Origin of the sequence: Devosia sp. SD17-2 (genome assembly GCF_029201565.1) — a bacterium.
Lineage (GTDB): Bacteria > Pseudomonadota > Alphaproteobacteria > Rhizobiales > Devosiaceae > Devosia.
On sequence record NZ_CP104002.1, the window covers coordinates 2,045,225 to 2,054,767 of the forward strand.

At 61.2% G+C, this 9,543-nt stretch carries 13 protein-coding genes and 1 tRNA gene; 9 read left to right on the plus strand and 5 right to left on the minus strand.

Going from position 1 to position 9,543, the window contains the following annotated elements:
- Window positions 1-136: 136 nt before the first annotated feature.
- On the plus strand, window positions 137-382 hold the full coding sequence (locus tag NYQ88_RS10085; protein ID WP_275654774.1) for a hypothetical protein: 246 nt from the start codon (window positions 137-139) through the stop codon (window positions 380-382).
- 91 nt (window positions 383-473) lie between these two features.
- On the opposite strand, the gene NYQ88_RS10090 is transcribed toward NYQ88_RS10085, so the two are convergent.
- A complete protein-coding gene (locus NYQ88_RS10090; protein WP_275654775.1) occupies window positions 474-1,010 on the minus strand; it encodes a hypothetical protein in 537 nt (178 codons plus the stop codon).
- Window positions 1,011-1,307: 297 nt separating this feature from the next.
- Here NYQ88_RS10090 and NYQ88_RS10095 point away from each other — a divergent pair, with 297 nt between their 5' ends.
- The 3 genes from NYQ88_RS10095 to NYQ88_RS10105 all read left to right on the plus strand — a co-directional run bounded on the left by NYQ88_RS10095 (window position 1,308) and on the right by NYQ88_RS10105 (window position 2,844).
- Window positions 1,308-1,496, plus strand: coding sequence for a hypothetical protein (locus tag NYQ88_RS10095; protein WP_275654776.1), 189 nt, complete (start codon window positions 1,308-1,310; stop codon window positions 1,494-1,496).
- A gap of 13 nt (window positions 1,497-1,509) precedes the next feature.
- Window positions 1,510-2,391: a hypothetical protein gene (locus tag NYQ88_RS10100; RefSeq protein WP_275654777.1), complete on the plus strand. Its 882-nt coding sequence runs from the start codon at window positions 1,510-1,512 to the stop codon at window positions 2,389-2,391.
- A 138-nt stretch (window positions 2,392-2,529) separates the two neighbouring features.
- The gene (locus NYQ88_RS10105; RefSeq protein ID WP_275654778.1) at window positions 2,530-2,844 is read left to right on the plus strand and encodes a hypothetical protein; all 315 of its coding nucleotides are present in this window, start codon (window positions 2,530-2,532) and stop codon (window positions 2,842-2,844) included.
- Here NYQ88_RS10105 and NYQ88_RS10110 read toward each other — a convergent pair.
- Window positions 2,841-3,281: a hypothetical protein gene (locus NYQ88_RS10110; protein ID WP_275654779.1), complete on the minus strand. Its 441-nt coding sequence runs from the start codon at window positions 3,279-3,281 to the stop codon at window positions 2,841-2,843. The genes NYQ88_RS10105 and NYQ88_RS10110 overlap by 4 nt on opposite strands.
- 141 nt (window positions 3,282-3,422) lie before the next feature.
- On the opposite strand from NYQ88_RS10110, the gene NYQ88_RS10115 reads away from it, so the two are divergent.
- From NYQ88_RS10115 to NYQ88_RS10125, 3 genes are read left to right on the plus strand one after another with little or no spacing between them, the layout of a single operon-like run.
- Window positions 3,423-4,022 (plus strand): hypothetical protein, encoded by a 600-nt coding sequence (locus NYQ88_RS10115; RefSeq protein ID WP_275654780.1) that lies wholly within the window; start codon window positions 3,423-3,425, stop codon window positions 4,020-4,022.
- Window positions 4,019-4,972, plus strand: a complete 954-nt coding sequence (locus NYQ88_RS10120; protein WP_275654781.1) for a nucleotidyl transferase AbiEii/AbiGii toxin family protein — start codon at window positions 4,019-4,021, stop codon at window positions 4,970-4,972. Before NYQ88_RS10115 ends, NYQ88_RS10120 begins: the two co-directional genes overlap by 4 nt.
- Window positions 4,969-5,547 carry a metallophosphoesterase gene (locus NYQ88_RS10125; RefSeq protein ID WP_275654782.1) on the plus strand — a complete coding sequence of 193 codons (579 nt, stop codon included), beginning with the start codon at window positions 4,969-4,971 and terminating at the stop codon, window positions 5,545-5,547. Before NYQ88_RS10120 ends, NYQ88_RS10125 begins: the two co-directional genes overlap by 4 nt.
- On the opposite strand, the gene NYQ88_RS10130 is transcribed toward NYQ88_RS10125, so the two are convergent.
- The 3 genes from NYQ88_RS10130 to NYQ88_RS10140 all read right to left on the minus strand — a co-directional run bounded on the left by NYQ88_RS10130 (window position 5,548) and on the right by NYQ88_RS10140 (window position 6,442).
- On the minus strand, window positions 5,548-5,724 hold the full coding sequence (locus tag NYQ88_RS10130; protein ID WP_275654783.1) for a hypothetical protein: 177 nt from the start codon (window positions 5,722-5,724) through the stop codon (window positions 5,548-5,550). It abuts the gene before it with no gap.
- 414 nt (window positions 5,725-6,138) lie between these two features.
- Window positions 6,139-6,214, minus strand: a tRNA-Thr gene (locus NYQ88_RS10135).
- Between the two features lie 63 nt (window positions 6,215-6,277).
- Window positions 6,278-6,442 (minus strand): hypothetical protein, encoded by a 165-nt coding sequence (locus NYQ88_RS10140; RefSeq protein WP_275654784.1) that lies wholly within the window; start codon window positions 6,440-6,442, stop codon window positions 6,278-6,280.
- A 303-nt stretch (window positions 6,443-6,745) separates the two neighbouring features.
- Between NYQ88_RS10140 and cysD the strand changes: the two genes are divergently transcribed.
- Both cysD and cysN read left to right on the plus strand, forming a co-directional pair.
- A complete protein-coding gene (gene cysD, locus NYQ88_RS10145; protein ID WP_275654785.1) occupies window positions 6,746-7,654 on the plus strand; it encodes a sulfate adenylyltransferase subunit CysD in 909 nt (302 codons plus the stop codon).
- A 2-nt stretch (window positions 7,655-7,656) separates the two neighbouring features.
- A complete protein-coding gene (cysN, locus tag NYQ88_RS10150; protein ID WP_275654786.1) occupies window positions 7,657-9,543 on the plus strand; it encodes a sulfate adenylyltransferase subunit CysN in 1,887 nt (628 codons plus the stop codon).

Genomic DNA, 9,543 nt, shown 5'->3' on the forward strand with positions numbered 1-9,543 from the left:
CTGAGCCCTAGGCGACGGAAGCAGCCACATCGCCGTAAGCGAGGTATCAGGGCCGCGTAAAATGCGAACGATTTTTTGCACGTGATCTCAACGGATCCGTGCTCTATATCTCGACCCTGATCTAGGAGGACCTCTGATGCCCACAGCTAGCGATACCGTTCACGGAATGAATCTCGGCACCGGGTTGTTGGCTTTCGCAGCGGTCCAGGCCATGCAAGCTGGTATCGAGCGTGGCCAGCAGCTCCGGGCAGTCGACCGTGCCCACGAGATCGGCCGCAAGCGGTATGTCCGGGCCATCCAGCACAAGAAGGCGATCCAGCGTGCCCAGGCTGAGGATGCCGTCGCCGCTCTCATGCGTGATCGCAAGAACCTCCACGGCTGACATGACCTACGGGATTTCCCCGTAGCTGACCGAAAAGAATAAGCCCGCCACCGCTTGGCGGGCTTTCAGTTATTAGGGGTCTTCTAATAGCTCAGCAGACGGGTCCGAAAGCCGGCAGGCTGAACCCCGGATCCTGTTTCCGTCGTGGTGACGGACGCTTCGGCACCCGCTGGTCGGCCTCGACCGCCCGCCGGTATTCGGCAATCGCGTCATCCTCGTACCGCAGCAAGCCACGGATCTGCCGGCGGAGAGCGAAATGCTCCCGCAGGTCCTCAGGCTTGGCCTTCGCCACGGCAAGCAGCATGTCGGCGTCCAGCGCTCCCAGCCATGTCATCGTCTTCGGGGACAGTCCCTCTATCATCTCCGGCGCCGGAGCCTGCTGCCTGAACAAGCAATCGGCTGCCGCCTGTATGCCGGCGATCTTCTTGTCCAGCGACGGCTCTACCTTCGCGTCCACAGCCGCCTCATCATACGCCTCAACGATATCGACGGGATCGGGCAACTGGTATCCCGGCAGGCACCGCAGCACGAAACGCCCAAGGCTCTCGACCCACACCGCCACCAACACCGCTACTGCCGCTAGAGCCTTTGCGATTGCTTTCAAAATCCTTCTCATCTTGACCTCCATGGCCGCGGATCGGGCCGTCGATCCAAGATTTGAACCTTTCGGCGGCAAGGAACCAGCACTCTTTCCAGAGTAGAAAATTCTACCAAATTTGACCGGATTTTAAGTCGACACCCCGTCCAAAAGCTTTATTGAACATTGTTCAATTTCAATTTAGGGGGAACACTGCAGCCAATCCCTAAGCAGAGCAAATTGTTCTACGGTTTTGTTACTTTCAGCTGACAAGGCACACCTCCACGATTTTGATTTCGCAGCTAAATCGGTCATCGTTGTTGAAACGATCTTCGATTTGGTTGCCTCATGTCACTATCCCGCCGCCCCGGTGTTCCGCCTGCCAAAACTGCTAAAGTCGCCTTCCCGGGCGAGGCTGTCCCGCACCTGGAAGCCCTGGCCCGCACGGCCATGCTGATCGACCGCATCGTGGAAGAGATCGAGCGTCTGCGTGCCGGCCGCACCCGCTTCGTGGACGCTGCCCTGGCCGCCCCGTAAGAATGGGCGCCGAATGCCAAGCTGCCGGCTGCTGGTGCTCCTGATCCGATCGGTGCTGAGTTCGACGAGCCTGTCGACCTGTCATTTCTCGATAACGGCAAGCCACCTGTTGACCAGCCGCATTCCTCGGTCCTTCGCGCAAAGTCTCCACGTCGTATCGGAGCCCGCCGGTCATGAAGTTGCCCGCCTATCCCGTCCTGATCCAGGAAGCAGCCGGCCTGGGATAGGGCTGGGGAGCGGGCGCCACAAGCCCTTCAAGCAGATCCGGCTGAACGCTGACCAGGTGGCCGTTGCCGACGACATCGTTACCACCGCGGCCCACCGCCTTGCCGATTTCCGCATGACCGTCGAGACCTCCGATGACCGCAAGGCCATCGATGCTGCGATCTCCGGTCTGGATGACCTCTCCACCGCTCTCCGGAGCGGGGACACCTCTTTTCTGGCCGGCAATAGGAGAGCCGCGATGAAGATGATCAAGCTAACCATTATCGACGAGGGTAAGTGGCCCACCATCCTGGACATGGCGACGCCCGGAACCGAGGCACATGCTCGCGCCACCCAAGCAGCTGCCGACAAGGAGGCTGCCGAGGACGCTGCAATGGAGAGGCTTGCGGCCCTGCAGAAAGAGTTTGAGTACCTCAGCGACCCTGTAACCAACTTCTACACGTCTGATCGGGATCGCGCCTTGCACGAAGCCTACCCGGACGAGTCTTACGGCCTGCAGCGGGCCTTCGGGATCTCCGCCGCTCCCGGCCTCTGCCTCGCCAGCTGTTGCCCTCCGGAGCCAGCGAACGAGCCCAAGAAGACCACCGAAGCTGACCTGGTGATGATCGACGCGGCTGAAGCCAAGCGGGCACGCCGGGCGGCAAAGAAGATGAAGTGGTCCGTCAAGTGACCGCCGCCATCCTTCCATTCGCTTATGTCCGCCGGCGGCCGTGCCTGGTCTGCAAGCAAGTCTTTGCCTCTGCCGGCGCCCACAACCGCGTCTGCCTGCCGTGCTCGTATCGGGACAACCTGGGGGAGTGGGACTGACATGACCCCATCTGAGATCCTCTCCAAGATCAGCTGGGACGCTGGCGCGGATCCGGTCACGCGACAGGCGGTGGAAGACGCCATCCTGCGTCTGGGCGGCGGAAACAGGCCGACCTTCGACAGCATGACCGTGCACCACCGCCTCGAAAAATTCGTCGCCCACGCCGGCTCAGCGAACAAAGCGGCAGCCAAGTTGGGCATCGGCAAGAGCTTCATGTGCGACATCCGGGCTGGCAATCGACCGGTCCCGGACAGCGTGCTCCGGGCGCTGGGCATCGAAAAAGTTCGGTCGAAAGACCTCTTCCGAGACCTCTAGCGGCCGAAAGAGCGCTTCGGCCCGCCACCACCGCCCCGGCGGCCGTCGTGGTCGACGATTGAGAGCCTCGGTTTGAGGGCTTCTTTGTACGCGTCGATCGAGAGCTGATCTGCGGCGAGCAGCCCGCGGATACTGCGGCGGCCGGCGATGTGCTCGCGCATCTGCGATTGCGTGGCAGATGTCACGAGCAGCAGCATCTCAGTCGACAGCAGAGACAGCCACTCTTGCGTCCGAGCGCTGAGCCCTTCAGTCATCTCTTCCGTCACCGGCTTTCGGCTCAGGCGCGCGGCGGCGATACGTTTGATCGCGATGACGCGTGGATCAACGACGGGGCGCGGCAGCTGCACGATATTGTCGGCGACCGGTGCTGCCTCGTAGATCTCGGTTCCGGGCAGGCGGCGCGTGAAGAGTGTGCGGATAGCAGCGAGGATGCTCATGGCATGGCTCCGGTGTTTCGGAGATCAGAGCACCGCGAACAGAAAGTTACAAAAAAGATTCGGCGTGGGGTGTTTTCGCTGTCGTCACTTTCATGAGTGTCACCTATTTTTCAAATCATAGGATTTTGAAAGATAGCAGACATGACGCTTATCGAGGACCTGAAGGCGGCTCTTGACCGCGACAGGGTTATCCGCACCGCCGGCTGGCACCCTCGCACCATTCGCGAGGCATTGTCGTCCGGTGCCGTCCGCATCGTCCCGGGCGTGATCGGCGTACCGGCGGCCGAGACCGACCCGGACATCGAATATGTTGTGGCGACGCTGCTCACCAACGGCGTCGTGTCCGGCCTGACCGCTGCTTTGATCCATGATCTGTCCGTCGGGCTGCCGGACGCTGTGGACCTTATCGTGCCGTATGAAGTCGCCAGGGATGTTCCGGGTGTGCCGGTGCGGCGTTGGCGGACGCAGCAGCAGGACCTGCTGACGGTCGGCGTCGATCGGATCACCACCGCGTCCCGGGCAGCGTTTCCGATCACGTCGCCGGCGCGGACGGTCGTCGATCTCTATCGCACCCGGAACGCGGGCTATCGCCAGCATGCCCGGGACGCCCTGGTGACTTTCATGCGCCGCGGTCAGGATCAGGAGGAGCTCGTCAAGCTGGCGTTGCACTTCAAGATCTGGCCGCGTCTGCAGCCGCACCTGGAGATGATTTCCGAGCTCAACGGGGGAATGAAGCCATGAAAATCAAGCGTAATCCAGAATGGGTCCAGTGCGGCCTCGGTGCCTCGACCCGCGTCCGGAACATGGCCAAAAACCGCGGCGTCATGGTCGACAAAGCCGTCAACCGTTACCTCGTGGAAGGCGGTGTGCGCCGAATCTTCGACAGCGACCACGCCGACGATTTCGGCTTCATCTCGCTCAAGGGCGGCAGCCTCATGTATTTCCATGAAGGGGTCGATCCCATGACCGGCCGGGGCACCAAGGACATCGATCTGCAGGTCTCCGGTTTCGCCGGCACCATCCATGACCTGCAGGCGGTGTTGCAGAAGGTCCTGGCGCAGGTGCCGGCCCATGATGACGGCCTGCGCTTCTTCGTCGATCACCTCACCGTCGACGAGGTGCACGATGAAGACGAACCTGTCCCGGGCGGCAAAGTCACTGTGCCCGTTCAGCTGGGCGAGGGCGTCTACATGCTCAAGATCGACGTCGGCATGTACGCCCCGGAGCAGAAGGAAGGATTGGAAATCCGTGTGCTCGAGAGCCTGACGCCGAAACACCTTCCGGGCGTGACGCTCTATGCCCAGCGACGCGAATACGCACTGGCCGATAAGGTTCAGGCCATGGTTCGCAAGGGCATCGGCAACAGTCGTCTCCGGGACTACTACGACGCTTTTGTCATGCTGACCCTTCACGACATTGATGTCGACGTCGCTGCGCAGGCTTTCGCGAAGGTGTTCCCGCTCAACCAGTCGACCCAGTACGGCTTCGAGGTGCCCACGTCCGCTGCCGATATCCCGGCGCTGTCGGCAACCTTCGCCGCCGTCAATGAGGGCAACTGGCAGACCACGCGCGCCAAGCACTCCTTCGCCGTGCCGACGCCTGACCTCGCCACTGTCTGCGACCTCATCCGCGATCGTATCCAGCCAATCCTCGATACCGTCCACGCACCCGGATACGGAGCCGCAGCATGATGCTCGAGAAGCTCACTTTCGCAACTGGCGACCGCATCTGGTTCACGGCAGATACTCATTTCGGTCACGCTGGAGAAGCTCGTCGCCGCGGCTACAGCGATGTCGACGAACACGACCGCGACCTCATCCGTAACTGGAACGAGTACGTCAAAAAGAACGATATCGTTTTTCACTTGGGCGACTTCACGAACAGTGAAAAAGCACCGTTTCAGCAGGAGATCTTCGCCAAGCTCAACGGCAGGAAGTACTTGGTGCTGGGGAACCACGACAACCAGGCGACATACGACCTTGGGTGGGCTGCTCCACCGCAGCATCGGATGATCGTTCAGATTGGCAAGGAACAGTACGTGCTCGATCACTACGCCGGCAGAACTTGGTACTCCAGTTTTCACGGCTCGTACCAGCTATTCGGTCACTCCCATGGTAGGATGCCGGCGACTAATCGCTCGTGCGATGTCGGCCTCGACACATGGAACCTGTGCCCGGCGTCGATCTACCAGATCCGTGCTCTAATCGACGACACCACGCTTGACCTGCGAGCCGTCCAGGACCAGGCACCCGGGCCGGCGATGTAGTCAGCCCGCTTTCTTCTTGCCTCCCTCGATCACCACGAGCCCAGCCATTGCCGGGGGCAGGTCGGGCGGGGGTGGGGAGACGGTCTGCAGGTCAGGCAGGTAGATCCCGCACGTCGCCGTATATTTTCGCGGCTGGACGCCGACCCAAGGGCAATCAGCCGCGATGAGCTTGAGCATGTGATCGAGATCGATTTCCGATCCATAGCGAGCCGCCAGGCGGGCGAGTCGGTATTTGCCGCGGCGCTGGCAGTAGATGCAGCTGACCCGGACCCAGATCCATGGATAGTCGCTGAGGCGTGCCGGAGTTTGGTGAAGTTCGATTTGCCGCCTCCTGTTTTGAGCCTACCTCAGCACCATAGACGAGAACGGAAAGGGAACAAATAGCCCGGTCCCACGGATTTGCATCACTTCACCATCAACTTCCCCAAAATCGTGGGGGAGTCAGTGGGGAAGTTCCGGAGAATTGTGGGGGCTAAAAGGATTGGGACGCGATTCCGCGTTGGGCGTCCCAATTGCGTCCCAGAAGGGCGGCGTCCCAGCGCGATGGCTGTTATCGGCGTTCCGATTGCGCAACGATTTCAAGGGGATATTTGGTGCCGACAGCAGGACTTGAACCCGCGACCCCCTGATTACAAATCAGGTGCTCTACCAACTGAGCTATACCGGCATCCGCGAGCCGTCTAGCATTGCCGATGATCGCTCGCAAGTGTGTCTTAGGCTTTGACACATCTCATTTTGGTTTTGGGGTGGACGTCGTGCCGGAGCGGCCGGTGTCGCCATGCGGCTGGTCGAGCGTCGTTCCGTCCTTCTTGCGGCCCAGATCGTCGATGTTGTCATCCTGCTGCTTGCCGGGCGTCGTCTCGAGCGGGGCCGGCGTCGACTTTTCCTTGGTCATCTGGCGCTCCATTGCGGTTGGAGTAGAGAAACCTGCTGACCGACTGAGCGGTTCCGGCGACGTCTTGGATGAGAACTATTTTTTCGCCGTTTCGGCTCAAGACGAACGGGCTGCATCGGCAAATACAGCGCTTTTGGAGGGGCTTGGCGAGCAGGGCGGGATGCCCGCACAATTTTGCCAAACGGCCTGGAAAGCCCAGCAATTCCGGCACTTTACGGCTTGATACGAAGCGCTTGCCGCCGTACCCAAAGGCATGGTTGGGGGCCATCTTGTTTTCGTCGTTTTGCCGGGATTGGAAGTAAAGTGGACCGCAACCGCCTGACGCATCTTCAGGCTCTCGAAGCAGAGAGCATCGAAATCCTGCGCGAAGTCGCCGCCAGCTTCGAGCGGCCGGTGATGATGTATTCGATCGGCAAGGATTCGAGCGTCCTGCTGCATCTGGCGCGCAAGGCTTTCTACCCGAGCAAGATCCCGTTCCCACTGCTCCATGTCGATACGACCTGGAAATTTCGCGAGATGATCGCCTTCCGCGACCGCATGGCCGAGGAATATGGCTTTGACCTGATCGTGCATACCAATCAGGAGGGCGCGCGCGACGGGGTCAATCCGTTCACCCATGGCTCGTCGCGCTATACCGACATCATGAAGACCGCCGCCCTGCGTCAGGCGCTCGATGCCGGGCGCTATGATGCGGCGATCGGCGGGGCGCGGCGCGACGAGGAGAAGTCCCGCGCCAAGGAGCGCGTGTTCTCGCACCGCAATATTTCCCATGCATGGGACCCCAAGAACCAGCGGCCCGAGCTGTGGCGCGTGTTCAATACGCGGCTCAATCCCGGGGAGAGCATGCGGGTGTTCCCGATCTCCAATTGGACCGAGCTCGACGTGTGGACCTATATCTACGCGGAAAATATCCCGATCGTGCCGCTCTATTTCGCCAAGCCGCGTCCGGTGGTGGATCGCTCCGGGACGCTGATCATGGTCGACGATGACCGCCTGCCGTTCGAGGCAGGAGAAGCACCCCGGACCGAGACCGTGCGGTTCAGGACGCTCGGCTGCTATCCGCTGACCGGCGCCATCCGGTCCACTGCAGCCGATCTGCCCTCCATTATCATGGAAATGCAGGCGAGCCGCACGTCAGAGCGTGAGGGCAGGCTGATCGACAGCGATTCCGCCGGCTCCATGGAGAAGAAAAAGCAGGAAGGGTATTTCTGAACATGTCCCTCGCCATGGTAAGCCCCAACACCGATCTCGATCTCTGGCTGGCGCAGCAGACAGACAAGTCGCTGCTCCGCTTCCTGACCTGCGGCAGTGTCGATGATGGGAAGTCCACGCTGATCGGGCGGCTGCTGTTTGACAGCCAGCAGGTGCTGGACGATCAGCTCGCCAGCCTCAAGAAGGAAAGCCGCAATCGCAGTGTGGGTGCGGAGGGGATCGACTTTTCTCTGCTGGTGGACGGGCTTCAGGCCGAGCGCGAGCAGGGCATTACCATCGACGTGGCCTATCGCTTTTTTGCCACGGACAAGCGCAAATTCATCGTGGCGGATACGCCCGGGCATGAGCAGTACACGCGCAATATGGCGACCGGCGCCTCCAATGCCGATCTGGCGCTGGTGTTGGTCGATGCGCGAAAAGGCCTACTTACACAGACACGGCGGCACAGTTTCATTCTCTCTCTGATCGGGGTGAAGCATGTGGTCCTGGTGATCAACAAGATCGACCTTGTCGGCTACGATCAGGCGGTGTTTGACGGCATCGAGGCGGAGTATCGGCGCTTTGCCGAAGGTCTGGGGTTCGAGACGCTGCATGTGGTTCCGGTGTCGGCGCTGGCGGGCGATAATATCCTCACCAGCAGCCCGCAGACGCCCTGGTTCTCGGGCGTGCCGCTTGTGCCCTATCTCGAGGGCATCGACGTGGCTGGGGACCCGGCTGAAAGCCCGCTCCGGTTTCCGGTGCAATGGGTCAACCGGCCCAATCTCGATTTCCGTGGGTTTTCGGGGACGGTGGCGTCTGGCTCGGTCGCGGTGGGCGATGAAGTGCTGGTCGCGGCCTCGCGAAAACCGGCCTTGGTGTCGCGTATCGTGACCATGGACGGGGATCGGCGGCGGGCAGGGGCCGGGGAGGCAGTGACGCTGGTGCTCGATCGCGAGATCGATGTGTCGCGCGGCGATGTGCTGTCGCATCCCGGAGCGACGCCGGAATATTCCAACCAGTTTCAGGCGAAGATCGTCTGGATGGGGGAAGAGCCGGCGTATCAGGGGCGGTCCTATCTCCTCAAGGTCGGGACGCAGCTGGTGCCGGCGACCATCACGTCCATCAAATTCCGCACCAATGTGAATACGCTCGAGCGAGCACCGGCGACGCGGCTTGAACTCAACGAAGTGGGCACGGTGACGATCGCCACCGACCGTCCCTTCGCCTTCGACGCCTATGCTGCAAATCCGGTGACAGGCGGCTTCATCCTGATCGACCGGCTGAGCAATGCGACGCTTGGGGCCGGGACGATCGAATTCGGCCTGCGCCGGGCGCAGAACCTGACCTATCAGTCGTTCGACGTGAACCGGCAGGTGCGCGCCGAAATGAAAGGGCAGGAGGCGCGGATCGTCTGGTTCACCGGGCTCTCCGGATCGGGCAAGTCGAGCATTGCGAACCTGCTCGAAAAACGGCTCACAGCCGAGGGGCGGCACGCCTATATCCTCGATGGCGACAATGTCCGGCACGGGCTCAATAAGGATCTCGGTTTTACCGAAGCGGCGCGTGTCGAGAATATTCGCCGTGTGGCCGAGGTCGCGAAGCTGATGGCGGACGCCGGGCTGATCGTCCTCGTGTCGTTCATTTCGCCCTTCGAGAAGGAACGACGTCTGGCGCGGGAAATCGCCGGCGACATCACGTTTTCCGAGGTGTTTGTCGATACACCGCTGGAGGTGTGCGAGGCGCGGGACCCTAAGGGACTCTACAAGCGGGCGCGGGCAGGCGAGATCAAGAACTTTACCGGGATCGACTCGCCGTTCGAAGCGCCAACCACGCAGGAACTGGTGCTGCATGGGGCACTCGCCGAGCCGGCGGAACTGGCCGAGGAGCTCTATGGCTGGCTGAAAATCTGA

Excerpts from the sequence above, each read along its gene's own strand:
- NYQ88_RS10095 (WP_275654776.1), top strand. The coding sequence starts at position 1,308 with ATGTCACTATCCCGCCGCCCCGGTGTTCCGCCTGCCAAAACTGCTAAA.
- NYQ88_RS10090 (WP_275654775.1), bottom strand. The coding sequence starts at position 1,010 with ATGGAGGTCAAGATGAGAAGGATTTTGAAAGCAATCGCAAAGGCTCTA.
- NYQ88_RS10140 (WP_275654784.1), bottom strand. The coding sequence starts at position 6,442 with ATGACCAAGGAAAAGTCGACGCCGGCCCCGCTCGAGACGACGCCCGGC.
- NYQ88_RS10085 (WP_275654774.1), top strand. The coding sequence starts at position 137 with ATGCCCACAGCTAGCGATACCGTTCACGGAATGAATCTCGGCACCGGG.
- NYQ88_RS10110 (WP_275654779.1), bottom strand. The coding sequence starts at position 3,281 with ATGAGCATCCTCGCTGCTATCCGCACACTCTTCACGCGCCGCCTGCCC.
- NYQ88_RS10125 (WP_275654782.1), top strand. The coding sequence starts at position 4,969 with ATGATGCTCGAGAAGCTCACTTTCGCAACTGGCGACCGCATCTGGTTC.
- NYQ88_RS10100 (WP_275654777.1), top strand. The coding sequence starts at position 1,510 with ATGCCAAGCTGCCGGCTGCTGGTGCTCCTGATCCGATCGGTGCTGAGT.
- cysN (WP_275654786.1), top strand. The coding sequence starts at position 7,657 with ATGTCCCTCGCCATGGTAAGCCCCAACACCGATCTCGATCTCTGGCTG.
- NYQ88_RS10105 (WP_275654778.1), top strand. The coding sequence starts at position 2,530 with ATGACCCCATCTGAGATCCTCTCCAAGATCAGCTGGGACGCTGGCGCG.
- NYQ88_RS10115 (WP_275654780.1), top strand. The coding sequence starts at position 3,423 with ATGACGCTTATCGAGGACCTGAAGGCGGCTCTTGACCGCGACAGGGTT.
- NYQ88_RS10120 (WP_275654781.1), top strand. The coding sequence starts at position 4,019 with ATGAAAATCAAGCGTAATCCAGAATGGGTCCAGTGCGGCCTCGGTGCC.
- NYQ88_RS10130 (WP_275654783.1), bottom strand. The coding sequence starts at position 5,724 with ATGCTCAAGCTCATCGCGGCTGATTGCCCTTGGGTCGGCGTCCAGCCG.